The organism is Rahnella sp. PAMC25617 (assembly GCF_050606005.1).
In the GTDB taxonomy this organism is placed as follows: domain Bacteria; phylum Pseudomonadota; class Gammaproteobacteria; order Enterobacterales; family Enterobacteriaceae; genus Rahnella; species Rahnella variigena.
The window spans coordinates 80,912-107,829 of sequence record NZ_JBOCUM010000003.1; the positions used below are offsets into that span (position 1 = coordinate 80,912).

The following is a 26,918-nucleotide window of genomic DNA, read 5'->3' on the forward strand; positions in this document are numbered from 1 at the left end:
GTTTTACCAGCGGACAGTCAACCCGACTGAGCCTTCGGTTTGCGAAAAATCATCCGACCCTTTTTGCTGTCCGATTTTGCCCCAGACCGTGGTATTTGCGCCCAGATTGCCACTGACCCCGGCACTCAGTTCCGCACTGTCTTTTGCGGTGTTGTCGGTAAAATTCACGCCATCGACATTCAGCGCCGTTTCCGCACTGTTATGGCGATAATTCGCTTCGATAAAAGGTTTGAGATGCAGCGCCGGTGCCGTCTGAATATCCCATTCGCTGCGCAATCCTAAGCGCGTCTGAACGTTATTATCGCCCTCTTGTGTCACTTTCGACTGATTCGAGGCGGTAAAGTCTTTCTGCTTCACCCCCTGATAAATCACCTGCGCCTGCGGTTGCAAGGTCCAGTTCCACTGATTTCCCTGCATCAGGGTGAAGCGGTAACCGCCTTCCAGCGAGGCCAGAAGACCGGAAGAGTGATAATTATCGTCACCCGTGCCGTCTTCGCTGACGCTGTTATCAAACCAGGCATATTGCAGCCAGCTGTCGAGATAGGCTCCCTGATGCGCTTGCGCATCCTGATACCAGGAAGCGGTCAGCCCTGCGGCGTATCCCTGAATATCATTATCTGATTTTCGCCCGGTCAGCGTGCTGGTGCTGTCGCCGTGGCTGTTACTGTAACCGCCGACGATACCGGCCAGAATTTCGCCGTCACCCACATTATCGCGCAGGAAATTGGTGCTGATCTGCGCGACGGTAGAGTCATTGCTGCTGTCAATCTGATTGCTGAATGTGGAACTTTCATGCGCAGTCACCACACGCAATTTGATGTTGTCATCTGCCGCACCGGCGTGATCTTGTGCTGTCATGCTGAACGCATTATTGGCAATGCGCAGGTTGCTCATATAGCCGCCCATTTTAGGGTTCAGCACCGGTGAAAAATCTTCCCCGCCAGAGGCTGGCACAGGTTGTGGCGGCGGTGTTGGTTGTGGCTGGACATCAGGATCGGGCTCAGGTTGCGGATCAGGCGTCACCACCTGCGAACGCAGATACCAGTCCTGATTATCCTGCACCAGCGAATAATCGTAGGCGCCCATATTGATATATTGCTGATTGCCCGCCAGATGGAAATCGGCTGCGTTGTTATAGCTTTGCGGATCGGCAACAAAATCGACAACTTTGATGCCATTCTGCGTGGCCTGTCCGATACCGCCGACCGGCACAATCGCCAGGGCAGTATCTCCTGAGGTATTGCCATTGAGGATCAGTTGATCGGTAGCCGATGTATCGCCGTTCAGCTCGGTTTCCAGCACCACGGTGCCGCCGCCGGTGTAATCACCGTTCACCGTCAGCGTATCGCCCGCTGTGCCGTTTTGCATGCTGGCGGTTCCTGCGCTGTTATCCAGATTGCCATTCACCGTGACACCGGCCAGATAGGTTAAGGCATCAAGGGACATATTGGTGTTCAGCGTGCCTTGCAGACTCATGCCGGACGTGGCATTCACCAGCGTGCCGCCCGTGCCGGTAAACAGGCTGGCATCCAGCGCCGAAGCCGTGTCCTGATGGGTCAGTACCAGCTGAGTGTCATCGGAAATCAACACCGTACCAGCGGAATCTGTATCGATGCTTCGCACCTGCTGATCCATGCCGGTGACGAACGCGGCATTTTCACCGACATACAATGAAGAGGCGTCAGCGATAATATTTTCAGCGCCGCCCTGCAAGCTGCCCTGTTCGACACGCACAGCGGAATGACTGCTGCCTGAATCACTGAGTATCAGCGTACCGTTACCGGTTTTGGTGAACGTGCTGTTAACGTCCGCCTGCCCGCCGGTGCTGTCAGCCGTTAAGCCGCCCCATTGCGTGGTCACGCCGTCGTCCACCTGCATCGTCCCTGAGGCCCGCATTTCAATGTCCCGCGCCTTACCGGTCTGTGCTGATGTGGTATCGACCTGTCCGCTGGCATCGCCAGGAGCAGCAACTTCCAGCGTACTGGCCTGTGACGGATCGGTGAAAATCACCTGCCGGTTATACGTTTCATCGCCAAGCTGAGAATTAGCGGTGACCTGCAAAGTGCCGGAGGCGATTTGTGTTGTGCCCAGATAAGCATTGTTATCCGCCAGCGTGACACGTCCGTTTCCGGCATTAATCACCGCATAAACGCCGTCACCGGCTGAGGTACCGTCACCAATGTGATAACCGGTGCCCGCCCCGAGCGTAACCAGATCGGCATTGCCAATCACCGTGCCGCCGGAACCGGTGATCGTCAGGCCGTCGTTTATCTGATTCGTTGTACCGTTAAACGTCGACATATCTGATAAATCCAGTACACCGCCGTCTAACACAATGGACTGCGGATCCGCCTGCAACAGGGCTAAATCATCCGCATCTCCCTGCAGGCTGAGAACCGCATTTTGCTCCACCACAATATCGCCCTCCAGCCCCATGGACTGCGCGCCGCTCAGGGTGAAACTGCCATTTTCAGCCACGGTCAGGTCGCCAGCCCCAGTGGTTGTCCCCGCCATGTAGCCGCTGTTAACAATGACATTACCGCCAGCATCAATATTCAGCGTGCTGTTTTCGTAGCCGGTAAAGGTATTTTTGAAGGTTTGCTGGGTACTGCCGACATTGAGGATCGCGGTATCATTCGCGGCAGTGTCACTGCCTAATATTATGCCCTGACAGGAATCCGGTTCAGTCTGGCAATGGGTATCGCCCACGTTAATTAAGGTGTTGTCACGCCCGAGCGTGACCGTACCTTCTAAGACCTGGAAGATGCCGGTAAAGCCACTGTTATCAGCATTCAGTACCAGTTCACCCTCGCCGCGTTTGAAAATAGCCCCTTCACCCGCAATAGAGTCATAAGCACCTTCATTAGCCGTGTTGCCGATGATCAGCGTTTTATCTTTGGCAATATCAAAATCGGCCTCGCTTTGGCCGAGGTACATGAAACCACCGCCAGCCGCGTCCGCATCATTACCGTAGCTGTACGCAACATTATCGTGGTAGTACGCCACGCCGTCGTTATCTTCATAATTTTCATCAATATTGATATCGACGAGGAATGGCGTGGACGCACTGTCAGTATAAATCGCGCCGCCCTGACCCTCTGCCTGATTGCCGGTAAATTCGCTGTTGGTGATTACCAGGTTGCCGTTAGAGTCCGTCGTATTATCAGTGGCGTCGATCGCGCCGCCGCTGCCATTACCGTTGTTGCCGTTTCCACTGGTTTTCGCCTGATTATCCTCAAATAAAACATTCGTCAGGCGAAGTTTATTATTCAGGGAATAGATGGCACCGCCCTTTCCTTCACTGGCAATATTGCCTGAAAATACGCCATTGATAATGGTGAGATCACCCACACCACGGTCATTCGAACCATTCATATAAATGGCGCCGCCATAATCATTGGCAACATTATCCGTAAAATCCGTATTTTCTAAATAAACGGAAGAGTTTTCATTGGCATAAATCGCCCCGCCGCTGCCATTGCTTTTATTTTGGGAGAACAGGCTATAACCGGTAGAGTTTTCAGGAATGATCGCCAGTGACGTATTACTGTCCAGATGGACAGCGCCGCCGGATGCGTCTGAGACCGTCAGCCCGGAGAACTGCATTTCAGCCCCGTCAGCAACGGTGTAGGTGTTGAGTGTTTCATTTCCCAGAGTGGTAGCATTTGCATGACAGCTTTCGGTGATTTGCATACCCGAACAAGCCGGCAGCGTTTCAGCAAAAACAACGTCTGCCAATGGCAGTAAATTAAAGGCTAAAAATAAACACACCGTTACTTTATTGAACATCATTCAAATTCATTCCCGCGCCTGATGAAGAGCGGGAAAGTTAATACTCACGCGGCAGGGAGGCCACTTAATGATAAATTTAGAATATGTAAACAACATCATTTATTCATGATATGTATTTATAATACGGCTCATTTTCCTCAAAAGTGCATTTTTCAGAAAAGTGGATAAATGAAGGGTTCTGATGTTGTCCCGGCGCGCCTTGCCGGCAATGCGGTAACGCCAAATCGTCAGCAGTTGCAAGTCATTTTTTCGGCCTGATGGGCAGGATTTGCGTTAAGGAATGGGGCATGAAAGGGTTAAAACGTTAGTTTTTAACGCGTTGGTTCGCGGGGACGCCACAACATGATTTTTTAGAATAGTTATCCAGATCAATATAGCGTTTTTTTCTAACGTTTAATAAACCGGCAGTCGATCACCTTTCTTAAAAATATAAGAAAATCGTATCTCAGATATTGACAGGATTGTCGCGCCAGCAATGGCGGACTCTTCAGGCAGGGCTCAAAAATTTCTCCCCAACTTATCCACAAATCTGCCCGTTTTGTTCACTTGCAAAAGGGCCATTCAGTCACTATCTTGTCATCAGAAAATAACAAACCCACAATATATTGTGTTTATATCCTGACCAGCACACTAGGGACCTCTTGTGCTGCTGCGCGTGTTTTACGCGGCCAGGTCAGACCCTTTATAAACCTTTGAGGTATCGCCCCGAATGAACCAAAGTCTGCTTGTAACTAAACGTGATGGCCGCACAGAACGCATCAATCTTGATAAAATCCACCGTGTCATTGACTGGGCAGCGGAAGGTCTTCAAAACGTATCAGTTTCTCAGGTAGAACTTCGTTCACACATCCAGTTCTATGACGGAATCAAAACCGCTGACATTCACGAAACCATTATCAAAGCAGCGGCTGACCTGATCTCTAAAGATGCACCGGATTATCAATATCTGGCTGCACGTCTGGCTATCTTCCACCTGCGTAAAAAAGCCTACGGCCAGTTCGAACCACCAAAACTGATCGACCAGGTGACCCGCATGGTTGAAATGGGTAAATACGACAGACATCTGCTGGAAGACTACACGACTGAAGAGTTCGAGCAGATGGACAGTTTTATTGACCACTGGCGTGACATGAATTTCTCCTACGCGGCGGTTAAGCAGCTGGAAGGGAAATATCTGGCACAGAACCGCGTGACCGGCGATATCTACGAAAGCGCACAGTTCCTGTACATTCTGGTCGCGGCCTGCCTGTTCTCCGGCTACCCGCGCGAAACCCGTCTGGATTACATCAAACGTTTCTACGACGCGATTTCTACCTTCAAAATTTCTCTGCCTACGCCAATTATGTCCGGCGTGCGCACCCCAACCCGTCAGTTCAGTTCTTGTGTTCTGATCGAATGTGGCGACAGCCTGGATTCCATTAACGCCACCTCCAGCGCCATCGTGAAATACGTTTCCCAACGTGCCGGTATCGGCATCAACGCCGGTCGCATCCGTGCGCTGGGTAGCCCGATCCGTGGCGGTGAAGCGTTCCACACCGGTTGTATCCCGTTCTATAAACATTTCCAGACCGCGGTGAAATCCTGTTCTCAGGGTGGCGTTCGTGGCGGCGCAGCAACGCTGTTCTACCCGATGTGGCATCTGGAAGTCGAAAGCCTGCTGGTTCTGAAAAACAACCGTGGTGTTGAAGGCAACCGCGTCCGTCATATGGACTATGGCGTGCAGATCAACAAACTGATGTATCAGCGTCTGGTGAAAGGCGGCGACATCACCCTGTTCAGCCCGTCTGACGTGCCTGGCCTGTACGATGCATTCTTTGCCGATCAGGACGAGTTCGAGCGTCTGTATGAAAAATACGAGCAGGACGCCAGCATCCGTAAGCAGAAAGTGAAAGCGGTTGAACTGTTCTCGCTGATGATGCAGGAACGTGCTTCTACCGGACGTATCTACATTCAGCACGTTGACCACTGCAACACGCATAGCCCGTTTGATCCGGCTATCGCGCCTGTTCGCCAGTCCAACCTGTGTCTGGAAATCGCGCTGCCAACCAAACCGCTGGATGATGTTAACGACGAAAACGGCGAAATCGCGCTGTGTACGCTGTCTGCCTTCAACCTCGGCGCTATTGAAAGCCTGGACGATCTGGAAGAACTGGCGGTTCTGGCGGTTCGTGCCCTCGACGCCCTGCTCGATTATCAGGATTACCCGATTAAAGCCGCAAAACGTGGCGCGATGGGTCGTCGTACTCTGGGTATCGGCGTGATTAACTACGCTTACTATCTGGCGAAAAACGGCGTGCGTTATTCCGACGGCAGCGCAAACAACCTTACGCACAAAACGTTTGAAGCCATTCAGTATTACCTGCTGAAAGCGTCGAACGAACTGGCGAAAGAGCAAGGCGCGTGCCAGTGGTTCAATGAAACCACTTATTCACAGGGCATCATGCCGGTGGATACCTACAAGAAAGATCTGGATGCGATTTGCAACGAGCCGTTGCATCTGGACTGGGATACGCTGCGTGAAAGCATCAAAACGCACGGCCTGCGTAACTCCACGCTGTCTGCGCTGATGCCGTCCGAGACCTCTTCGCAGATCTCCAACGCTACCAACGGTATCGAGCCACCGCGCGGCCATATCAGTATTAAAGCGTCGAAAGACGGGATCCTGCGTCAGGTCGTGCCGGAGTATGAGCGTCTGAAAGATCAGTACGAACTGCTGTGGGATATGCCGAACAACGACGGCTATCTGCAACTGGTTGGCGTGATGCAGAAATTCATCGATCAGGCGATTTCGTCCAACACCAACTATGACCCGTCGCGCTTCCCGAACAGTAAAGTGCCGATGAAACAGTTGTTGAAAGACTTGCTGACAGCCTACAAATTTGGCGTCAAAACGCTGTATTATCAGAACACCCGCGACGGTGCTGATGATGTGCAGGAAGATATGAAAGCCGACGTGGCTGACGACTGCGAAAGCGGCGCCTGCAAAATCTAATCATCTGTTTTAACTAAATATATTATTCAAAACCCCCGTCAGGGGGTTTTTGCCGAGAATGTCGAGGAAGTTATGGCTTACAGTACTTTTTCCCAGAATAAAAACGATCAGCTTCTTGAGCCAATGTTCTTTGGCCAGTCGGTTAACGTTGCCCGTTTCGACCAGCAGAAGCATGAAATCTTTGAAAAACTGATCGAAAAGCAGCTGTCCTTCTTCTGGCGTCCGGAAGAGATTGATGTTTCCCGCGACCGTATCGATTTTCAGGCGTTGCCGGATCACGAAAAACACATCTTCCTGAGCAATCTGAAATACCAGACGCTGCTCGATTCCATTCAGGGTCGCAGCCCGAACGTGGCACTGTTACCCCTGATTTCTATTCCTGAACTGGAAACCTGGGTCGAAACCTGGGCGTTTTCAGAAACCATTCACTCACGCTCTTACACACACATTATCCGTAACATCGTGAACGATCCGGCGATTGTGTTTGACGATATCGTCACCAACGAAGAGATCCTCAAGCGTGCGAAAGACATCTCGGGTTATTACGACACACTGATCGAGATGACCAGCTACTACCATCTGCTGGGCGAAGGCACGCATCAGGTCAACGGCAAAACGGTCGTGGTAAACCTGCGTGAGCTGAAGAAAAAACTCTACATCTGTCTGATGAGCGTGAACGCGCTGGAAGCCGTCCGTTTTTACGTCAGCTTCGCCTGTTCATTTGCGTTCGCTGAACGTGAACTGATGGAAGGCAACGCAAAAATCATCAAGATGATTGCCCGTGACGAAGCCCTGCATCTGACCGGTACTCAGCACGCACTGAACCTGCTGCGTTCAGGTCAGGACGACCCGGAAATGGCAGAAATCGCGCTGGAATGTCAGCAGGAATGTCACGACCTGTTCGTGCTCGCGGCACAGCAGGAAAAAGACTGGGCGGAATACCTGTTCAAAGACGGTTCGATGATTGGCCTGAACAAAGACATTCTGTGTCAGTACGTGGAATACATCACCAACATCCGTATGCAGGCTGTGGGTCTGGACGCGCCGTTCAAAACCCGTTCCAACCCAATCCCGTGGATCAACGCCTGGCTGGTGTCTGATAACGTGCAGGTTGCGCCGCAGGAAGTGGAAGTCAGCTCCTATCTCGTGGGTCAGATCGATTCTGAAGTTCACGCAGACGACCTGAGTGATTTCGAGCTGTAAATGACGGACAGAACCATCACACTTTCAGCAAATGGCCAGCAACTGGCATGTAAGTCAGAGCACCGGAATTTGCTGGAAGTGTTTGAACATCATCAGGTTGAAGTCGAATACCAGTGTCGCGAAGGTTATTGCGGATCTTGCCGGATGAAGCTGATCAACGGTGCCGTTGAGTACAGTGAGAAACCTTTAGCGTTCATCTCTGACGGCGAGATTTTGCCGTGTTGTTGCATGCCGGTTGGGGATATTGAGATTGCATTTTGATGGGCTGCTGCCCATGCCTGCCTTTAGCTTTTAGCCTTCAACATCAAGATATTGGGCTCGCCGCCCAAACTGACCTAAGGTCGTGGGCTTCGGCCCACACCGACCAGAGGACGCGTAAGCGCGCGCCCTCTGGACCCCCCCGCTTTTTCACTGCGCGCTCCGCCAGACACTATGTTTCAGGTATCACTGGGACAGGCTGGAAATCTTGCCGCTGCGCGGTACCTTCTCTCGGTCTTCGAGCCATAGGTCTCGAAGCCGCTCCGTTCAGCAAGATTTCTGAATCGCCCGCACGATCTTAAATTCAAAGACAGACTATTTTTCATCTTTTAAATAAGTTGATTGGCGTGCTCAAAAATGGCACCGAATGAACGGTTCGAGACCTATGGCTCGAAACCTGAAATTCGGGAATCGCGAAGCGATGACATTTTGCGCCACCTACAATTGCGTCAGAAACATGTCCGTCGTGCCCGCGATAGCGCGCAGTGAAAGAGCCCGGGGGTCTTGGGGGGCGGCGGCGATAAGCCGTCCCCTAAGTCGGTGTGGGCCGACGCCCACGACCTTGATCTTAAGGCCAGTTTGGCTGGCAACCCAAGGTCTTGACCTGGCTTTTGTAAAAGCTAAACCTTAGCGACCCGATCCAACCACGGGTAATCCGCCACCGGTTTCCACCCGTTCAGGTAACGCCTGAGAAGATCCATCGCCACCATTGCCATCGTCTCCTGCCGTAAAGCCAGACCGTGACGCGTGGCGGTATAACGAATGGTTAATCCGCTGGTGCCGGATGGCGTATGAAGCGCCAGACTGAGTTGATCCCCTGACAGCGCACCGACGGCAAGAGCCAGTTGTGCGCCGGTGGTTTCTGCCAGACTCTGCGCGCGCGCCAGCAGGCATTCGAGGGATTTCTCTGGTGAGGCTTCGTCGCCCTGTGGCAATAACTCGCCGTTGACCAGCGGAACGCCGGCGCTTTGCAGACGCCAGTTCAGCAGGCCACCGGTGAAACTTTCGCTGACCGCCAGACGTAAATCCTGCGCCAGCAGACGCTCCGCCAGACGATCCGGCAGGCTGCCGAGTCCTTCGAAAATGGTGCTCTCCCCCGCCACTTCACGCACGCGCTCAAACGCTTTTTGCATGGCTGCTTCCTGCGAGCGCGGACCAGTGACTTTCAGCTCGATAATCGGTGATGATGAACGGTACCCCATCACCACGCCTTCCGGCAGTTCGAGTTTATCCAGCTCCGTCGCAAGATCACTTTCACCACGACCAAACGTCGTGAGACGCAGACACAGCGGGGCTTCCAGCGCCGGAAATTGTTTATGCAGACGCGGAACGATTTGCTGCTCCACCATCACTTTGAATTCAGAAGGCACGCCCGGGGTGAAGAAAATCTGACAACGGTTGAGCTTGACGCTGAAGCCGCAGGCAGTGCCGACCGGGTTATCCAGCAACTCAGCATTGGCCGGGATCTGCGCCTGTTTGCGATTAGATTCGGCCATCGGGCGGCCACGTTCGTTAAAGAACGCCTGCATGGTTTTAATCCAGCCGGCATCTTCAACCAGCTCAACGCCGCAGGCTTTCGCCGCAGCCAGCGCGCTTAAATCATCCGTCGTTGGCCCTAAGCCGCCGTTCACGATCAGCACATCGGCGATATGGCTGCGTTCTTCGAGAACAGCCACCAGCGCGTCCAGGCTGTCGCCCACGGTTTCACGGCTGGTCATCGGTAAACCCTGTTCGAACAGATAATTCGCCAGCCACGCCGAATTGGTATCCACAATCTGGCCGTGCAGCACTTCATCACCCGTACTCAGCATCTCAACCCTAAGCATCCCGTTCTCCTTCTGTTTTTTTGTCATTCCACTGTAGAAAGGCTGAGACAGAAAAACAATCTTTGGGGCACAAAGTGATATTACAGACAATAAAAAAGCCTGCTAAGCAGGCTTTAAACAGAGTAATACCCAAAAGATTTCATGGTGCAGGAAGGCGGCAAGCGCGCGAATCCCCGGGAGCTGACACAGGTCAGTGACCGGGGTGAGCAAGTACAGCTAACGCATCTGCAACTTGAAAGATGACGGGTATTTAGAAGTTGATCGCGCCACCTAAATACGCGCCATCTGCCACCACGTTATCGCGGTTGCCGTCTTTGCCGTCCATCGCCATGTAGCGGTAACCCACGCTCACGGTCACCAGTGGAATGGCGGTCAGACGGATGCCTGCGTTCGCTTCTTCATAGTTTGCGATGCCGCTGGAGAGTGAATCCGGGGAATAGTAATAGTCACCGTACAGGGTGAACATTTTTGCGATTGGCAATTGCAGACCACCGCCGACCGCAGCCGCGTAACCTTCGTCGCCGTCTTTCGGATTGGTATACAGACCTTTACCGCCAACGGTTGCCATGAAAGGCCCTAAAGGAATGTTGTAACCTAAACCAACGCCAGCCACATCACCGTCGTCATCGTTGTGAGTGTAATCACCGCTCAGAGCCAGTCCCGGAGAAGTGGTACCAAAGCCCACGCCCAGGTGCGTGTAATGTTCGCCGACTTCACCGTTAACACTGATGGCGTTCGCAGAAGCCGCGGCAAACATCAGGCTGGCAGCGGCGCCAGCGACAAGGATCTTTTTCATTATTTTTCCCAAATAATAGCTAAACGACATTAAATCTTCCGCCCGAAGTCTAAAGCAATTCACTCTGTTGTAACAACTTTTTGGGACTTTTAAACATTCAGCGGAGCATAGAAAATTGTAAGAAACATCGTTCTCATTGATGAAACGAAGTTTTCCCATCGAAATGATAACTCCCACCTATTTGCCCCTGATCAACATATGGTTTATTTGTAATGGGTAGAGTTAATTTGGCTTAGGAGAGCAACCCGCAAACACGGAATGTTAACGATCTACAACGCTTCTTTTACCTACACACCCCGTTTTCACTGGAAGGAATTTGTTATGACCAAGAAAGGTTTAACTACTGCCGCTGGCGCGCCCGTCGTCGATAATAATAACGTAATAACGGCGGGTCGCCGTGGCCCGTTACTTCTGCAGGATGTCTGGTTTCTTGAGAAATTAGCGCACTTCGACCGCGAAGTGATCCCTGAGCGCCGTATGCACGCGAAAGGTTCCGGCGCTCACGGTACATTTACCGTCACCCACGATATTACCGCTTACACCCGCGCGAAAATCTTCTCCGAAATTGGCAAGCAAACTGACATGTTTATCCGTTTCTCGACGGTGGCTGGTGAACGCGGTGCGGCAGATGCAGAGCGTGATATCCGCGGTTTCTCAATGAAGTTTTACACCGAAGAAGGTAACTGGGATTTAGTCGGCAATAATACGCCGGTGTTTTATCTGCGTGACCCGCTGAAATTCCCTGACCTGAACCACGTCGTTAAACGTGACCCGCGCACTAACTTGCGTAATCCGGCGTATAAATGGGACTTCTTCTCGCATCTTCCGGAAGCCCTGCATCAGCTGACCATCGACGTCAGTGACCGCGGTCTGCCCACCTCTTACCGTCATATTCATGGTTTTGGCAGCCATACATTCAGCTTTATTAATGCAGAAAATGAACGTTTCTGGGTGAAATTCCACTTCCGCTGCCAGCAGGGTATTGAAAACCTGATGGACGATGAAGCAGAAAAACTGGTGGGTACCGACCGCGAAAGCTCCCAGCGTGACCTGTACGAAGCGATTGAACGTGGCGATTTCCCACGCTGGAAGCTGTTCGTGCAAATCATGCCGGAAGCGGATGCCTCAAAACTGCCGTACAACCCGTTTGACCTGACTAAAGTCTGGCTGCACAGCGACTATCCGCTGATCGAAGTCGGTGAATTCGAACTGAACCGCAATCCGGAAAACTACTTTGCCGAAGTGGAACAGGTCGCCATGAGCCCCGCGAATGTGGTCCCTGGTATTGGTTTCTCACCAGATCGCATGTTACAGGGACGTCTGTTCTCCTACGGCGACGCGCACCGCTACCGTCTGGGCGTGAACCATCATCAGATCCCGGTGAACGCGCCAAAATGCCCGTTCCATAATTATCACCGTGACGGCGCAATGCGTGTGGACGGTAACAGCGGCAACGGGGTGACCTACGAGCCAAACAACGCCGGTCTGTTCCAGGAACAACCTGATTTCAGCGAACCGCCACTGAGCATTGAAGGCGCGGCCGATCACTGGAATCACCGTGAAGATGACGATTACTTCACCCAGCCGCGTCTGCTGTTCAATCTGCTGTCTGAAGCCGAACATCAGCGCATGTTTGCGCGTATTGCCGGTGAACTGAAACATGCGTCGCCGGACACGCAGGCACGTCAGGTCGCACTGTTCTATAAAGTCGACCCTGCTTATGGTGCAGGTGTTGAGAAAGCTCTGAAAGACTGATTTTAGCGCCGCATAAATGACAAGGGCCGCAATGCGCGGCCCTTTCTGTTTTTTGCAAAAGAATGTTTTCTGCAAAAGCATATTTTACGAAAGCATGTCTATCCACTGGCGGACGCTGGCCCGCGAGATTTTAATCCCGCCCTGTGCCAGAGTTTCAGGCAGCGAATGATAGGCCACCGGCAACTGAAAGCGCGGGAGTTTATTGCTCAGCCAGAGATTGAGTTCCTCATACAGCAGCCCGGCTTGTGCTTCGAGCACGGCGACCGGCCGCTGTCCAAATTGCTCATCTTCCACCGGTATCACAAACGCCTGAGAAACCTGCGGATGGCTTACCAGCACTTTCTCGATATCTTCAGGCTGTATCCCTTCCCCGCCGCTGAAAAAGAGATTATCCAGCCGCCCGGCGATCAGCAGTTCACCATCCCGCCATTCTCCCCGGTCACGCGTATGTAACCAGCCATCTGAACTGACAACCGGCGTCAGTGCGCCATTTATCCAGTAACCGCAGGCCATACTGTCGCTGCGGATCAGGACTTCCTGATCGACGATTTTGACGTCTTTACCGCTGAGCGGCAGCCCGACGCCCGCAAATCCATCTGCCCGTTTCGCCGTCACCGTCGACGCCGTTTCGGTCATGCCATATCCGCACCAGCAGCGGATACCGGCGCGTTCTGCTTGCAGGGTTAATTCCGGCGGGATCTGCGCGCCCCCCAGCAGGACGTCTTTGAGTTTTTCAGACAACGGCGTGCCTTTGAGCAGGCGCCACAGTTGAGTCGGCACCAGTGAGGCATGGCTGCATTCTTGCAGCGCCGCTTCAAACGGTTGTCCGTCGGACAGCACCAGCGTCGCGCCAGCCAGCAACCAGCGCCAGATGATGCCCTGTCCGGAAACGTGGAATTGAGGCAACGAGAGCAGCCAGCTGTCGTGCTGTGTAAAATTGATAAGCCTCAGCACCCCGGCTGCACTGGCGAGATGAGCGGAGGCGGTATGCGCGGCGGCTTTAGGTAAACCCGTGGAGCCGGAGGTCAGCGTCAGGGTTGCCACGCGATCCGGTTGCCATGCGACAGTGCTGACGGACCAGGCATTTTGCAGCGAAAGCGCGGGGATATTTAAACCCAGCGCCGTTTCAGCCAGGTCGAGCATAAAATCAATATTGAGCTGAGAAAGCAGTTCATCGCATAACGCCTGAGGCAGTTGAGGATTAAGCGGCAATAAACGCGCGCCGGTCTGTAACAGCGCCAGATAACTCAGCAACGCATCAAGATTATTTTTACTGCGCAACACCACGCCGGTGCCTTCCGTCACGCCCTGCGCAATGAATCCGGCGGCCAGCGAGTCAACGCGGTGCTGCAAATCGCGCCAGCACCAGCTGACGTCTCCGGCTTTGAGCGCCACCGCAAAAGGAGTTTGCGCAGACCTCTGCCGCCACGGCCAGTCCTTCATTATTTGCTCTGCCATACAATCTCCAGCGCAGAAACATCGGTCAGCGGAAGCGCGGAATCCGGCCAGCTGCGAACCAGCTGCGCCTGCATCAGATCCAGCGTATCCAGACCGGGAACCGCATCTGGTGTCAGCCACTGCGCAATACGTGCCAGTTGTGTCAGTCCCAGACTGGATTCAATGGATGAGCTGATCACCGCTTCCAGCCCGGCGGCGTGCGCCTGCGCTATCAGCTGACGACAACGCATCAGACTACCGGTGAGCGTAGGTTTAATGATGATAGCCGCCACACCGGGCTCAGCCTGCACGGTAAAACCGGCTTCGCGCACGCTTTCATCCCAGGCGATTGCGATACCGGTCAGACGGGCAAAGTCGCGGGACTGTTCGCGGGTCAGGCAGGGTTCTTCGATAAACGTGATGCGGGACCGCAGTTCCGGCGCAACATGGCGAGCAAATCCTGCGGCTTTCACCGGCGTCCAGCTGCGGTTAGCATCGAGACGCAGATGCAAATCCGGTAAGGCTTCCAGCAGCATACTGACATTCAGGCCGTCACCGACAGATTCGTACAGTCCGACTTTTACTTTGGCGACTTTGCGGCCATGCGCATCTGCGGGTAATGCGCCGAGACGTGCATAAAGCTCATTCGGATCGCCGTGGCACAAAGGCGCACAGCGCGTACTCAGCACCTGCGGCAATTCATCGCGCAGTTCAGCATCGGCACAGCTCAGCCCGAAAGCCACTGAAGGCAACGCGCTGAATGCTGAGGCAACCGCCGTCAGCGACGCGCCCTGCGTCCACTGACTCAGGCCATGCTGAACGGCTTCCTGCGCTTGAGGCAAATCTTCCTGACTAAATCCGGGCAGCGGCGCAATCTCGCCCCAGCCAGTTTTATCGTCCTGCCACAATGAAACCAGCAGCCCGTCGCGCGTTTTGAGACGCTGGTTGCGCAGCACCACGCCCGCTTCCATCGGCAGGCAATACCGGTACACCGTGGCGCGGCGCATTATGGATTTCGCTTAAATTTGCTGAAGTCCGGCTGGCGTTTTTCGTTAAACGCGTTGCGGCCTTCCTGACCTTCGTCAGTCATGTAGAACAGCATGGTGGCGTTACCCGCCAGTTCCTGCAAACCGGCCTGACCGTCGCAATCCGCGTTCAGAGCCGCTTTCAGGCAACGCAGCGCCATCGGGCTGTTTTCCAGCATTTCACGACACCAGCGCACGGTTTCTTTTTCCAGATCCGCCAGCGGAACCACGGTGTTGACCAGTCCCATCTCCAGCGCGGCTTTAGCGTCGTACTGACGGCACAGGAACCAGATTTCACGGGCTTTTTTCTGGCCGACGATGCGCGCCATATAGGATGCGCCCCAGCCGCCGTCGAAGGATCCGACTTTCGGGCCGGTCTGGCCGAAGATGGCATTATCTGCCGCAATCGTCAGGTCGCACATCATATGCAGCACGTGGCCACCGCCGATGGAATAACCCGCCACCATCGCCACAACCGGTTTCGGACAGGTGCGGATCTGGCGCTGAAAATCCAGCACATTCAGATGATGCACGCCGCTGGCATCCTGATAGCCGCCGTAGTCGCCACGGACTTTCTGGTCACCGCCGGCACAGAAGGCTTTTTCGCCTTCACCGGTCAGCACGATCACACCGATACCTTCGTCGTTACGGGCGTCATCGAGGGCGCGGATCATTTCTTTCACCGTCAGCGGGCGGAAGGCATTACGCACCTGAGGGCGGTTGATGGTGATTTTAGCGATGCCATCGGTGGATTTGTGATAACGAATATCTTCAAACTCACCGGTGCAGTCACGCCATTCGACCGGCGCGTAAAGTTCTTTTTCATCAGGATAAATCATGTGCAACGTCCTTTAAGACAGGTGAAGTAATATATGCCAGCGCCTGACGGACAAATTCCGCCGGATTTTCACGGTGGGCGTTATGCCCGGCATTGGCGATAGTGCGCAGTTCGAAACCGGAATTCTGCGCGAGATGAATAAATTTGGTGTCATGACTGCCGCATAACCAGATCAGGGGCAGCGAAAGCTGATGCAGTTGTCCGCGCAAATCGGGTTGGACAGAAAGCGATGTCGCCGTGAGCATCGCAGCCACAGTGTGGGGATTGTTGTTTTCCCGCAGCAAAATCAGCTGCTGTCGCTGTTCATCGGTCAGGCCGGAAAACACCGGCTGGCGATACCAGCTGGCGAGCGCCTGTTTCCACGGCAGTTGCAAAAAACGCGTCGCCCATTGCTGATCGTGATGACGACGCTGCGCGCGTTCGGCCTGACAGGTCAGCCCGGGATGCGCACCTTCGACCAGCACGCCCTGCAATCCGCTGCGATCCCCCTGACAGGCGTGATACAAACTGATGCGTCCGCCGAGCGAGTAGCCAATAAGCCAGTACGACGATATCCCCTGCTGATGCAAAGTATCGGTCAGTAACTGGCTGACATCCGCAAAACCGGCGGCGGTTAATTGCGCTGAACGCCCGTGTCCCGGCAAATCGATAAAAAGACAAGGCCAGCCTTCTAGCGACGCCTGTAACGGCTGCCAGTCTTGCGCACTGCCCAGCAGGCCATGGAGAAATACCAGCCACGGACGGCCTGTGGCTCCGGCATTTAGCGAAGTACAGGCCAGCGTCATGATGCGCTCATCTGGCGGATCAGCGTGCGCAGGCTTTCTGCTCCGTCCGTCTCACTGACTTTCAGTTCGATCAGCTTCACGCCGCCGTGCTGCCAGCATTCGCTGACAGCCTGATACAGCGCAGGCACTGATGTCGGGCAGGCATAATCCAGACCAAACATCGCCGCCGCGTGACTGAAACTGACGTTCTGCGGCATGCAGTAAAATCGCTGGCGCTCAGCTTCCGGCGTCGGTAGCAGCGAGAAAATCTGTCCGCCGTTGTTGTTAACGATAATGATGACGGTTGGCGCTGAGCACTGACGCATCAGCGCCAGTGCGTTCAAATCATACAGCGCAGAGATATCGCCGAGCAGCACCAGCGTCGGTTTGCAGGTTGCGCGCTGCACGCCCGCAGCGGTGGAAAGCAAACCATCAATACCGCTTGCACCGCGATTGGCATAAACAGGATAACCGGCGGGCAGTTTTGCAAAGGCATCGACCAGCCGGACAATCAGGCTGTTGCCGAGGAATAACTGGCCGTGAGCGGGCAATAATGCCGGAAGCTGCCATGCGGCGGCGGCCTCTCCAAAAGTGCCATCGAGATGAGTTTTCACCGCCTGACTGGCACGTTGCGAACAGGATCCAAGCTCTTCCGCCCAGTCAGGCTGTGGCTGAGCCGGATGCGTCAGCAACCAGTCAGCGACGGTCGCCTGTATCCTGCGGCCACGGTGCTGCGCCGGATCCTGACGCCCCGGCAACGTATCAATCAGCCAGTATTCCTCGGGTTCGCACGCCGCCTGCCATTGCAGTAAACGTTTACCGGTTAAACCGCCGCCAAACTGAATCACCAGCTGAGCGCGTGCCAGTACAGCCTGCGCCTGCGGTGAAGCCAGCCAAAGATCGGCACAGGGAAGCGGGTTACCCGTTGAAGCCTGAACGTCGCTGATCAGCGGCCAGCCAAGCACTTCAGCCCAGCGCGCGACGGACTCGCTTTCCTGCGCTGAAATGCGACCGGCAATAATCACGCCGCGCTTTTGCCGCCAGGAAAACCAGTCTGGCTGTGCGGTCGTATGCTCAACCGGCGAGTAATTCAGCCACGGCTGATGCCCCTGCCACCAGTCGCCCAGCTGTTGCAGCCAGTCCAGATATTCACCGCTGTCTTCACCATACAGCGGTTCGGGGAAGGGACAGTTAATATGCACCGCGCCGTGTGTCTGCTGCGCCAGTGCATTATCCAGCGCGGAGACCAGCCAGCGGGCACTGATTTCCGGCGTCGGACGCGGCAAATCCAGGGTGTGTACAGGATGGCTGGCAAACATGCCGGTCTGGCGGATAGCCTGATTCGCACCACAATCGATAAGCTCCGGCGGACGGTCGGCAGTGAGCAATACCAGCTTTTCGCCGGTCAGCCCGGCTTCGATCAGCGCCGGATAAAGATTGGCTACCGCTGTGCCGGAGGTGACAATGATCGCCACACGCTGCCCGCTGGCTTTTGCCAGCCCAAGCGCCAGATGGCCGAGGCCGCGTTCATCAAAATGGGTATGGCAGATAAGGTGTGGATGCGCTGCGGCGGCAAGGGTCAGCGGCGTGGAGCGGGAACCGGGCGCAATGCAAACGTGTTGCACCTGATGGCGGGTCAGTGTTTCGAGGAGCAGCGTCGCCCAGCGGCGGTTAAAAACGGCAACAGACATGGTCAACTTACTCCGGCAAAGGATTATCCGGCCTGAACGGCAGGCGTGTAGTGCTCTTCCAGCAAAGTACGCAATCCTGCGGCTTTGTTTTCGATTTCCTGCCACTCCTGTGCAGCGTCAGAACCCGCGACAATTCCCGCGCCAGCGTAGAGTTCCAGATGATGTCCTTTCACCGCCGCAGAACGCAGCGCGACGGTAAACTCCGTCTGTTCAGCGCTGATGTACCCGGCGGAACCGGCATACCATTCGCGGTCAAAAGGCTCAAATTCAGCGATAAATTCGCGGGCTGCCTGACGCGGCAATCCGGCGACGGCCGCCGTCGGTTGTAAACGTTGCAGACAACCGGCGTCATCGGATTCCGTCAGTTCGCCATGAATACTGCGGCGCAGATGCTGTACTTTGCGCAGACGTAAAATCTCGGCAGGCATGATGTCGAGGGTTTGCGCCCCGCCCTGCAAACGCTGGCAAATGTCATCCACCACCAGCAGGTTTTCTCGCTGATTTTTGCCGTCGTTCAGCAGCCAGTCGCCCAGTTCCTGTGCTTTAAAATCATCAGGATCGTTGGCGACAGTGCCCGCCAGCGCTTCGGTATATAACTCATCGTGGTTGCGCAGGAACAGGCGTTCAGGGCTGGAACCCAGGAAAGCCTGTTGTGGCGTGAATGCCAGCATAAAGTGATAGCAGTGGTGGTTCACCGCACGACTGGCAGCCAGAAATGCGCAGGCGTTCAGCGGCTGGCTGAGAGTCAGCGTGGTTTTTCGCGCCAGCACGACTTTGTCGAATTGCTGCGCTTCAATGCAGTTCAGTGCGCGGGTAATCAGCTGATTCCACTGCGGCTGCGCCGGTAAATGCTGGTGCTGTAAGACGCGGGAGGCGATCGGCGGTAAAGCCTGACTGGCAACCAGAGATCGCAGGAACAAACGCGTGCGGCGAGCTTCCACACGTAAAGAATGCGCACTGAAAAGCGTACAACGCAACCAGTAGCGGCTGCCCTGACGGCAAAGTTCGACGCGCGGGAGAAAGAGTGCATTGGCAGCAAAGGCGGAGCTGTCAGCGCCATTGAAGGCGTTCAGCCCCCAGATGTGCAGATCAGGTACATCCTGATGTTCGCGGATAAAAGCCTGCGCCTGTGCCGTATCGCCAAAAGCGTAAGCATCGCCACAAACGGCGGCTTCTTCATTGCCATCACGCTGTTGCCAGTAGAATTTAGGGTAGCAGGGTTGCGCAGACAACCATTCCAGCAGGCCGGTGTCTGGCTGTTTTTGCAGAGAATAACTGAACTGCCGGATCCCCGCTGTATCAGGCCATTCGCCTGCCAGTGTTGTATCAAGCTGCTCAATGATTGCTGATATTTGTTTCACCGCTACCTCGGGCCATACCGGATGTTTAGTGACGGGCAGAAATACCCTTCTGGATCAAAAAACGGGTTGGATCAATTACGGATGAATTATGCGGCGATACGAAAAATGAAAATATGCGACAGATCAAGCTGAAGTGAGTGCTGTTAGCTAAGAGGGAGTATAGGAGCAGACAAAGGAGTTATCAAATGCGTTAAGAGCAGGAGCAGCAGGACGCTGCCCCTGAAGTAATGACATTAGCGACGCAACAACAGGCCTACAACCAGGCCGACGGCGGCACCGACGCCCACACCATGCCACGGATTTTCACGCACATAGCTGTCAGTCTGTTCCGCTACGTGACGGGCTTTCTTGCAGTAAGAACGGGCGGAAGGGTCAATACGGGATTTAATGTCTTTCAGTGCGTTTTCAGCACGTGCTTTAATTTGCACGTATTTCTCATCCGCTTTATCGCCGGAAGATTTCAGCACTTCTTCCAGAGTTTCAGTCAGCATACGCAAATCGTCATCTAACGAATTCTGCTGTGTCTCAAATTGGTCAGCCATGGTTATCTCCTTATGATGTGTTCGGGTCTTCTAAAAACTTATGCTGCCATTAACCCTAGCGCAGTTCCGCCTGAATTGCCCGACAGATCATCAGAAAACTGTCGTAAAAACGGGGTTTTAAGAACCTTCTGACCCTTTGACGTCCGGTAAAATGGCGGCATTTTTAGCGCCATTCAGCTGCTTTTCGCGCTGTTTCGCCAGCCATAATCCGCTGTTTTTCATCGCGTAACCGAATACCAGACCGACCAGCAATGACACCACCACCTGCCGCCAGTCGCCCTGTGCGGCGAAAGTCGCACAGGCACCGATAAAGGTGCCCGGAACAAACGCCAGCCACTGCTGACGCGCCTGAATGCACATCAGGAAGGCGACGATGCCGGTCAGCATATAACCCAGAATGCTCCATTCGGGACGCATGGCGCTGCCCGCGATGATCACTACCGCCCAGAACACGCCGCTGAGACAGGTCAGCGTGCTGATCAGCAATCCGCGCAGCCCGCCCTGCGGACAGGCGAAATACGCCGTGCATCCGAGGAATCCCGCCCAGCTTATGAGGCCAAGGCTGATAGCCACCCAGCCCCAGATACCGGAGAGGATGCCGGTGGTAATGGCAATCATCACTAAAACATTCATGGTGTAATTCCATACGAATTTGAACAAGCGCGCAGTGTACGCATTGGCAGGAATAATGGAATGGGGAAGATCACAAAATGAATGTAATATTTAGCTGAACGTACATATAAATGTGATATTAATCACATTTATCAACCAATACGATTAAAAAAGCCGCTCATGTGAGCGGCTTCGTCAGATTTTCAGACTGCGTTTGCAGACTTTATCAGAGCAGCGGTTGCGCCATCTGTACCAGCGAAATCAGCGGTTGCGGGAAGATACCCAGCAGCAGCACCAGAATCGCGGAAATCAGTACGACTACCCCACCCGCCGTGAACGCCCAGTTGTTTGGCGTATCACGAACCAGCGTTTCAGGCGCGCTCAGATACAAGCTCACCGTTACGCGCAGGTAGTAGTAAAGACCAATCGCAGAACCAACAACCACAGCACCGGTCAGCCACCACAGATGCGCGGTCACACCGGTCGCAATCACGTAGAACTTACCGATAAAGCCCAGCGTCATCGGAATACCGGCCAGTGACAGCATCATCACGGTCATTACCGCAGACAGGATTGGCTTATGCCAGAACAGACCACGGTAGGAGAACAGCGATTCTGCGTCCGGGCCTTTGTACGGGCTGGACATCAGGCTGACCACACCGAAAGCACCGAGGCTGCTGAACAGGTAACCGGCCAGATACACGCCAACGGTTTCCATCGACAGCTGATGCGTTTGTACGGCAATCAGCGCCACCAGCAGATAACCCAGGTGAGCGATGGAAGAGTAACCGAGCAGACGTTTGATATTGCTCTGGCTGATCGCCATCAGGTTACCGACCAGAATCGAGCAGAAGGCGATAATCGCCAGCACGATACGAATCGATTCGCTGTCAGCCACCGGCGCGTACAGGAACAAACGCATCACTACCGCGAAGATTGCGATTTTGCTGGCGGTTGCCAGGAAAGTCGAAACCGGTGCAGGTGCGCCCTGATACACGTCTGGCGTCCACAGGTGGAACGGAACCAGCGACAGCTTGAAGCCCAGACCGACAATCATCATGCCCAGACCGGCCATCAGCAACGGCTGGTGCAGCATCACGCCGTCGCCCAGGTTTTTGCCCAGTGACGCAAAGGACAAATCACCGGACTGTGCGTACAGCAGCGCCATACCAAACAGCAGGAAGGAAGACGCAGCAGCCGACAGCAGCATGTATTTGATCGCCGCTTCCAGCGAGCGTTTCTGGCGGTAGGCGTAACCAATCAGGCCGAACAATGGCAGGGAAATCAGTTCGATCCCGAGGAACATTGACGCCAGATGGTTAGAGCATGCCAGCAGAATGCCGCCCATGGCCGCAATGAGAACTAACAGATAGAACTCTTCGCGGTTGTCCGGATAACCGGCCAGCCAGGGATAAGCAAACGTACTGGTGGCCAGACTCGCCAGCAGCACCAGCCCGATGTAGAACATCGAGTAGCCGTCAACGCGCAGCAGCGGTGTGACGTCCTGCGGGCCGACCTGCCCAACGTAGTAAAGAGAAAGTAAGGCAACGTTCAGCCCGATGACTGTCAGTGTGGCATTAAGAAAATGGTCGCGTCGCCACGCAATGGACAGCATCACCACCACCACCGTCAATCCGACGATCATCAGCGGTAATAGTGCGATCAGATTTTGAAGTGTAAATGTCATGGCGAGTTACGGCCTTGTCGTTGAAATAGTGGAAACTGAAGACCCGAACCAGTGCTGAATGTTGCTCATCGCGGCACTTGAAGTATCCAGAATTGGCTGCGGGTATAAGCCCAGCGCCACCAGCAATACAACAAGTAACAAGATGATCGACAGTTCGCGTGAGGTCATGCCCGGCAGCGGTTCGTCAGATTTTGCTTTGCCGTAGTAAGCGCGCTGCATCATCACCAGTGAGTAAACCGAAGCGAACACCAGACCAAAGGTTGAGATGACAGTGATCACCGGTACAACCGGGTAGCTGCCGAACAGGATCTGGAATTCACCGACGAAGTTACCTGTACCCGGCATCCCTAAAGTGGCGACGGCGAAGAACAGCGACAACGCTGGCAGGTATTTGATTCGTCCCCACAATCCGCCCATCTGGCGCATATCACGGGTATGCAGACGTTCGTACAGCTGACCACAGATGATGAACATACCGGCTGCGGACAAACCGTGTGCAATCATCTGGATAACTGCGCCCTGGTACGCCAGCTGGCTGCCGGTGTAGATAGCAATCAGCACGAAGCCCATGTGCGAAACGGAGGTGTAAGCAATCAGACGTTTAATATCAGTCTGGCAGAACGCCATCCACGCACCGTAGAAGATACCAATCACACCCAGCCACATGGCAATCGGTGCGAACTGGTGAGACGCTTCCGGGAACAGTGGCAGACAGAAACGCAACATCCCGTAGGCCGCGGTTTTCAGCAAGATACCGGCTAAGTCGACGGAACCGGCGGTTGGTGCCTGACTGTGTGCATCCGGCAACCAGCCGTGCAGTGGCACAACCGGCATTTTCACCGCGAAGGCGATGAAGAAGCCCAGCATCAGCAGATATTCAACACCGTGCGACATTGGCGTTTTCAGCAGGTCAGCGTAGTTGAATGTCCACACTCCGGTGGCGTTGTAATGCACAAACACCAGACCAAGGATGGCAATCAACATCACCAGACCGCTGGACTGCGTATAGATGAAGAATTTGGTTGCTGCGCTGATACGCGTTTTACCGTCTGACGCTTTGTGTCCCCACAAGGCAATCAGGAAGTACATCGGCACCAGCATCATTTCCCAGAAGAAGAAGAACAGGAACATGTCGATGGCGAGGAACACGCCGATCACGCCGCCGAGGATCCACAGTAAATTCAGGTGGAAGAAACCCTGATACTTCTGGATTTCACGCCACGAACAGAGGATCGCCAGAACACCCAACAGACCGGTCAGAACCACCATCAGCAGGGACAAACCGTCCAGAGCCAGATGGAAGCTGATGCCAAAACGAGGGATCCACGGCACCGAAAACTCGGATTGCCACTGTGGAATACCCGCAGGCGTCGTTAATGAATATCCTCCCTGCAACCACAATTGCACGGAAAGAGCCAGCGTCAGCCCCATCGCAATTAACGCGATCCAGCGCGGTACTTTGCTCCCAAAGCGCTCAGTCTGCCAGCACAGCAGCCCGCCGATAAAGGGGATAAATATTAGCCAAGGTAATAGCATGGCGTGTCGTTCCCTTCTTTTATGCCCGAAGGCTATTTCACTTGCCGGTCCGTAACACCAACAGACCGGCATTGATAACTACACCCGTAATGCAGGCTTAAATCACCAGCAGCAGCGCCAGAACGACGACTGCACCGAGCCCCATTGACGCGACGTACCAACGAACCTGACCGTTTTCGCTGAGAGTCAGACCACGGTTACCCAGACGGGCAAACAGCGCAGGCAGATTCATCATTGAGTTCAGTGGATCACGTTGCAGGAGTTTCGCAACCAGCAGATAAGGTTTCACGAAAATCATGTCGTACAGCCAGTCGAAGCCCCAGGCATGGAACCACCAGGTCGTGAAGAAACGGCCCGGTGCGCTTTTCGCAATGCTGTTGACCAGCGAGCGTTTCCCCAGATACAGGGCCGCAGCCAGCAGAATGCCCGCAATTGCAATCACGCCTGATGTGATTTCCAGCGTCAACACACTGCCATGCGCCAGCTCAGTGGTATCCGGCAGTACGCCTTTCAGTGGCGGAACAATCATCGCGCCAATAAAGGTGGACAGAACCAGTAACACCAGCAGCGGCAGGTGGTGAGTGATGCCTTTACCCGCATGCGCTTTGATTTTCTCTTCGCCGTGGAAGACGATGAAGATCATGCGGAAGGTGTACAGCGAGGTCATAAACGCACCGACCAGACCCGCAACCATCAGATTCAGGTGGCCGTTAGCCAGCGCACCCGCGAGGATTTCATCTTTACTGAAGAAGCCCGCAGTGATGATTGGCAAGGCGGACAGCGCCGCGCCACCGACCAGGAAGCAGATATAGACAAGAGGAATGGATTTACGTAATCCGCCCATTTTGAAAATGTTCTGTTCGTGGTGACAGGCCAAAATGACCGAACCGGAAGAAAGGAACAACAGTGCTTTAAAGAATGCGTGCGTCATCAGGTGGAAGATAGCGGCATCCCACGCCTGAACGCCCAGCGCCAGGAACATGTAACCAATCTGGCTCATGGTCGAGTACGCGAGAACACGTTTGATATCGGTTTGCACCAGCGCAGCGAAACCGGCCAGAACCAGCGTGACCGCACCGATAATGCCCACCAGATGCAGGATTTCAGGCGCCATCAGGAACAGGCCATGAGTACGTGCAATCAGGTAAACACCGGCGGTGACCATGGTCGCGGCGTGGATCAGCGCGGAAACCGGCGTCGGACCGGCCATGGCGTCTGCCAGCCAGGTCTGAAGCGGAAGCTGTGCGGATTTACCCACTGCGCCGCCCAGTAACATCAGGGTCGCCCAGGTAATTGCCGTGTCGCCTACTGCCAGTTTCTGCGGTGCCAGGATCATCAGTTCACGGAAGTTCAGCGTGCCCAGTTCGCGGTACAGGATGAACAGTGCGAAAGCCAGGAACACGTCACCCACACGGGTCACGATAAATGCTTTCATCGCTGCCGCGCCGTTTGCCGGATGGGTATAGTAGAAACCGATCAACAGGTAACTGCACAGACCCACACCTTCCCAACCGAGGTACATCAGCAACAGGTTGTCTGCCAGTACCAGAATCACCATGCTGGCGATAAACAGGTTGGTGTACGCGAAGAAGCGTGAGTAGCCTTCTTCACCGCGCATGTACCAGGAAGCGAACATGTGGATGAAGAAACCGACGCCGGTCACCACGGACAGCATGGTCATCGACAAACCGTCGAGCGTCAGTGTGACAGGAATATTGAAGTCACCAACCTGCATCCAGTTCCACAGATGCTGATTAAAGACTTCCACGCCCGCCGCTTTCTGGCTGAGGAAATTGATGCCCACATAAATGGTGGTCACTGCTGCCAGACCAATGGAACCTACGCCAATGGTAGCAGAGGTATTTTCAGACCAGCGACCGCGTGAAAAGGCCAGTAACAGGAAGCCAATCAGCGGGAACAAAATTGTTAAATAGAGTAAGTTCATCCGCGCATCTCACTGACAGTATCAATATTGAGAGTGTGGCGACGGCGATACAGTTGCAGCAGCAACGCCAGACCAATACTGGCCTCCGCCGCAGCCAGGCTGATGGCCAGAATGTACATCACCTGCCCGTCTGCCTGACCCCAGTAGCTTCCCGCCACGATAAACGCCAGCGCTGCCGCGTTAATCATCACTTCAAGACTGATCAGCATAAACAGCAAATTACGACGAACCAGCAGCCCGGTAAGCCCCAAAACAAAGAGGATCGCGGCCAGAATCAGACCATGTTGTAGAGGGATCATGCTCTCTCCTCCGGTTTTCTTTTTGTTGCCATTTCGGTCGTGACCGGTGCGTCACCGAAGACTTCACCCGGTTTGTGTTCACGACCAATATGGAATGCCACGACCAGACCGGCCAGCAACAGCATTGACGCCAGTTCAACAGCCAGAACGTAAGGCCCGAACAGCGCGATGCCCACTGCTTTCGCATCAATCATGTCGCCTTTGATACCGTGATCATGCACGCCGAGGATTGACATAATCATCACCACCAGCAGGATGACTGACAGAACCGAAGGTCCGATCCAGGTAGCAGGTTTAAGCCATGCACGTTCCTGTTCTTCGACATTGCCGAGGTTGAGCATCATCACGACGAAGACGAACAGCACCATAATGGCGCCGGCGTAAACGATGATCTCCAGGGCACCGGCGAAATACGCACCGAGCGAGAAGAAGACCGCAGCAATCGCCAGTAAAGAGACGATCAGATACAGCAGTGCATGAACCGGGTTGGTATGCGTGATAACACGCAATGTCGCCAACACGGCCACCAGGGCTGCAATATAAAATGCAAATTCCATGC

The 26,918-nt window shown here is 54.3% G+C and carries 20 protein-coding genes; 4 read left to right on the plus strand and 16 right to left on the minus strand.

Features of this window, described 5'->3' with window-relative positions; all coding sequences use genetic code 11:
* Nucleotides 1-3: 3 nt before the first annotated feature.
* A complete protein-coding gene (locus ACM615_RS02510) occupies nucleotides 4-3,792 on the minus strand; it encodes an autotransporter outer membrane beta-barrel domain-containing protein (protein WP_431011389.1) in 3,789 nt (1,262 codons plus the stop codon).
* Nucleotides 3,793-4,501: 709 nt separating this feature from the next.
* On the opposite strand from ACM615_RS02510, the gene nrdA reads away from it, so the two are divergent.
* The 3 genes from nrdA (at nucleotide 4,502) to yfaE (ending at nucleotide 8,248) form a co-directional block, all read left to right on the plus strand.
* Nucleotides 4,502-6,784, plus strand: coding sequence for a class 1a ribonucleoside-diphosphate reductase subunit alpha (gene nrdA / locus ACM615_RS02515; RefSeq protein ID WP_112289500.1), 2,283 nt, complete (start codon nucleotides 4,502-4,504; stop codon nucleotides 6,782-6,784).
* A gap of 72 nt (nucleotides 6,785-6,856) precedes the next feature.
* On the plus strand, nucleotides 6,857-7,987 hold the full coding sequence (nrdB, locus tag ACM615_RS02520; protein WP_013574613.1) for a class Ia ribonucleoside-diphosphate reductase subunit beta: 1,131 nt from the start codon (nucleotides 6,857-6,859) through the stop codon (nucleotides 7,985-7,987).
* On the plus strand, nucleotides 7,988-8,248 hold the full coding sequence (gene yfaE, locus ACM615_RS02525; RefSeq protein WP_113877058.1) for a class I ribonucleotide reductase maintenance protein YfaE: 261 nt from the start codon (nucleotides 7,988-7,990) through the stop codon (nucleotides 8,246-8,248). It abuts the gene before it with no gap.
* A 617-nt stretch (nucleotides 8,249-8,865) separates the two neighbouring features.
* On the opposite strand, the gene ACM615_RS02530 is transcribed toward yfaE, so the two are convergent.
* Both ACM615_RS02530 and ACM615_RS02535 read right to left on the minus strand, forming a co-directional pair.
* Nucleotides 8,866-10,071: a nicotinamide mononucleotide deamidase-related protein YfaY gene (locus ACM615_RS02530; protein ID WP_431011390.1), complete on the minus strand. Its 1,206-nt coding sequence runs from the start codon at nucleotides 10,069-10,071 to the stop codon at nucleotides 8,866-8,868.
* A gap of 250 nt (nucleotides 10,072-10,321) precedes the next feature.
* Complete coding sequence (locus ACM615_RS02535; RefSeq protein ID WP_112289960.1) at nucleotides 10,322-10,867, minus strand: YfaZ family outer membrane protein; 546 nt, start codon at nucleotides 10,865-10,867, stop codon at nucleotides 10,322-10,324.
* 321 nt (nucleotides 10,868-11,188) lie between these two features.
* Between ACM615_RS02535 and ACM615_RS02540 the strand changes: the two genes are divergently transcribed.
* Nucleotides 11,189-12,622: a catalase gene (locus ACM615_RS02540; RefSeq protein ID WP_113877056.1), complete on the plus strand. Its 1,434-nt coding sequence runs from the start codon at nucleotides 11,189-11,191 to the stop codon at nucleotides 12,620-12,622.
* A gap of 84 nt (nucleotides 12,623-12,706) precedes the next feature.
* On the opposite strand, the gene menE is transcribed toward ACM615_RS02540, so the two are convergent.
* The 13 genes from menE to nuoJ form a co-directional block, all read right to left on the minus strand.
* On the minus strand, nucleotides 12,707-14,080 hold the full coding sequence (gene menE / locus ACM615_RS02545; protein WP_431011391.1) for an o-succinylbenzoate--CoA ligase: 1,374 nt from the start codon (nucleotides 14,078-14,080) through the stop codon (nucleotides 12,707-12,709).
* A complete protein-coding gene (gene menC, locus ACM615_RS02550) occupies nucleotides 14,065-15,066 on the minus strand; it encodes an o-succinylbenzoate synthase (RefSeq protein WP_431011392.1) in 1,002 nt (333 codons plus the stop codon). The genes menE and menC overlap by 16 nt, the downstream gene beginning before the upstream one ends.
* A complete protein-coding gene (gene menB / locus ACM615_RS02555; protein WP_112289949.1) occupies nucleotides 15,066-15,923 on the minus strand; it encodes a 1,4-dihydroxy-2-naphthoyl-CoA synthase in 858 nt (285 codons plus the stop codon). The genes menC and menB overlap by 1 nt, the downstream gene beginning before the upstream one ends.
* Entirely contained in the window at nucleotides 15,910-16,707 is a 798-nt protein-coding gene (gene menH, locus ACM615_RS02560) for a 2-succinyl-6-hydroxy-2,4-cyclohexadiene-1-carboxylate synthase (protein WP_132965567.1), read from the minus strand. Before menH ends, menB begins: the two co-directional genes overlap by 14 nt.
* Nucleotides 16,704-18,377, minus strand: a complete 1,674-nt coding sequence (gene menD / locus ACM615_RS02565; protein WP_431011393.1) for a 2-succinyl-5-enolpyruvyl-6-hydroxy-3-cyclohexene-1-carboxylic-acid synthase — start codon at nucleotides 18,375-18,377, stop codon at nucleotides 16,704-16,706. The genes menH and menD overlap by 4 nt, the downstream gene beginning before the upstream one ends.
* Nucleotides 18,378-18,400: 23 nt before the next feature.
* Nucleotides 18,401-19,738 (minus strand): isochorismate synthase MenF, encoded by a 1,338-nt coding sequence (gene menF / locus ACM615_RS02570; RefSeq protein WP_112289944.1) that lies wholly within the window; start codon nucleotides 19,736-19,738, stop codon nucleotides 18,401-18,403.
* A 233-nt stretch (nucleotides 19,739-19,971) separates the two neighbouring features.
* On the minus strand, nucleotides 19,972-20,280 hold the full coding sequence (locus tag ACM615_RS02575) for a DUF883 family protein (protein WP_112289943.1): 309 nt from the start codon (nucleotides 20,278-20,280) through the stop codon (nucleotides 19,972-19,974).
* 117 nt (nucleotides 20,281-20,397) lie between these two features.
* Nucleotides 20,398-20,913 (minus strand): DUF1097 domain-containing protein, encoded by a 516-nt coding sequence (locus tag ACM615_RS02580; protein ID WP_112289941.1) that lies wholly within the window; start codon nucleotides 20,911-20,913, stop codon nucleotides 20,398-20,400.
* Nucleotides 20,914-21,118: 205 nt separating this feature from the next.
* Complete coding sequence (nuoN, locus tag ACM615_RS02585; protein ID WP_431011394.1) at nucleotides 21,119-22,579, minus strand: NADH-quinone oxidoreductase subunit NuoN; 1,461 nt, start codon at nucleotides 22,577-22,579, stop codon at nucleotides 21,119-21,121.
* Nucleotides 22,580-22,585: 6 nt separating this feature from the next.
* Nucleotides 22,586-24,115, minus strand: coding sequence for an NADH-quinone oxidoreductase subunit M (nuoM, locus tag ACM615_RS02590; RefSeq protein ID WP_112289938.1), 1,530 nt, complete (start codon nucleotides 24,113-24,115; stop codon nucleotides 22,586-22,588).
* A gap of 97 nt (nucleotides 24,116-24,212) precedes the next feature.
* Nucleotides 24,213-26,060: an NADH-quinone oxidoreductase subunit L gene (gene nuoL, locus ACM615_RS02595; RefSeq protein WP_113877050.1), complete on the minus strand. Its 1,848-nt coding sequence runs from the start codon at nucleotides 26,058-26,060 to the stop codon at nucleotides 24,213-24,215.
* Nucleotides 26,057-26,359, minus strand: a complete 303-nt coding sequence (nuoK, locus tag ACM615_RS02600; protein WP_004936014.1) for an NADH-quinone oxidoreductase subunit NuoK — start codon at nucleotides 26,357-26,359, stop codon at nucleotides 26,057-26,059. The genes nuoL and nuoK overlap by 4 nt, the downstream gene beginning before the upstream one ends.
* Nucleotides 26,356-26,916 (minus strand): NADH-quinone oxidoreductase subunit J, encoded by a 561-nt coding sequence (gene nuoJ, locus ACM615_RS02605; protein WP_120162063.1) that lies wholly within the window; start codon nucleotides 26,914-26,916, stop codon nucleotides 26,356-26,358. The genes nuoK and nuoJ overlap by 4 nt, the downstream gene beginning before the upstream one ends.
* Nucleotides 26,917-26,918 lie beyond the last annotated feature (2 nt).

Excerpts from the sequence above, each read along its gene's own strand:
- yfaE (WP_113877058.1), top strand. The coding sequence starts at position 7,988 with ATGACGGACAGAACCATCACACTTTCAGCAAATGGCCAGCAACTGGCA.
- ACM615_RS02540 (WP_113877056.1), top strand. The coding sequence starts at position 11,189 with ATGACCAAGAAAGGTTTAACTACTGCCGCTGGCGCGCCCGTCGTCGAT.
- menC (WP_431011392.1), bottom strand. The coding sequence starts at position 15,066 with ATGCGCCGCGCCACGGTGTACCGGTATTGCCTGCCGATGGAAGCGGGC.
- nuoK (WP_004936014.1), bottom strand. The coding sequence starts at position 26,359 with ATGATCCCTCTACAACATGGTCTGATTCTGGCCGCGATCCTCTTTGTT.
- nuoM (WP_112289938.1), bottom strand. The coding sequence starts at position 24,115 with ATGCTATTACCTTGGCTAATATTTATCCCCTTTATCGGCGGGCTGCTG.
- ACM615_RS02580 (WP_112289941.1), bottom strand. The coding sequence starts at position 20,913 with ATGAATGTTTTAGTGATGATTGCCATTACCACCGGCATCCTCTCCGGT.
- ACM615_RS02510 (WP_431011389.1), bottom strand. The coding sequence starts at position 3,792 with ATGATGTTCAATAAAGTAACGGTGTGTTTATTTTTAGCCTTTAATTTA.
- ACM615_RS02575 (WP_112289943.1), bottom strand. The coding sequence starts at position 20,280 with ATGGCTGACCAATTTGAGACACAGCAGAATTCGTTAGATGACGATTTG.
- menB (WP_112289949.1), bottom strand. The coding sequence starts at position 15,923 with ATGATTTATCCTGATGAAAAAGAACTTTACGCGCCGGTCGAATGGCGT.
- nuoN (WP_431011394.1), bottom strand. The coding sequence starts at position 22,579 with ATGACATTTACACTTCAAAATCTGATCGCACTATTACCGCTGATGATC.
- ACM615_RS02535 (WP_112289960.1), bottom strand. The coding sequence starts at position 10,867 with ATGAAAAAGATCCTTGTCGCTGGCGCCGCTGCCAGCCTGATGTTTGCC.
- nuoJ (WP_120162063.1), bottom strand. The coding sequence starts at position 26,916 with ATGGAATTTGCATTTTATATTGCAGCCCTGGTGGCCGTGTTGGCGACA.
- nrdA (WP_112289500.1), top strand. The coding sequence starts at position 4,502 with ATGAACCAAAGTCTGCTTGTAACTAAACGTGATGGCCGCACAGAACGC.
- menH (WP_132965567.1), bottom strand. The coding sequence starts at position 16,707 with ATGACGCTGGCCTGTACTTCGCTAAATGCCGGAGCCACAGGCCGTCCG.
- nuoL (WP_113877050.1), bottom strand. The coding sequence starts at position 26,060 with ATGAACTTACTCTATTTAACAATTTTGTTCCCGCTGATTGGCTTCCTG.
- menE (WP_431011391.1), bottom strand. The coding sequence starts at position 14,080 with ATGGCAGAGCAAATAATGAAGGACTGGCCGTGGCGGCAGAGGTCTGCG.
- nrdB (WP_013574613.1), top strand. The coding sequence starts at position 6,857 with ATGGCTTACAGTACTTTTTCCCAGAATAAAAACGATCAGCTTCTTGAG.
- menD (WP_431011393.1), bottom strand. The coding sequence starts at position 18,377 with ATGTCTGTTGCCGTTTTTAACCGCCGCTGGGCGACGCTGCTCCTCGAA.
- ACM615_RS02530 (WP_431011390.1), bottom strand. The coding sequence starts at position 10,071 with ATGCTTAGGGTTGAGATGCTGAGTACGGGTGATGAAGTGCTGCACGGC.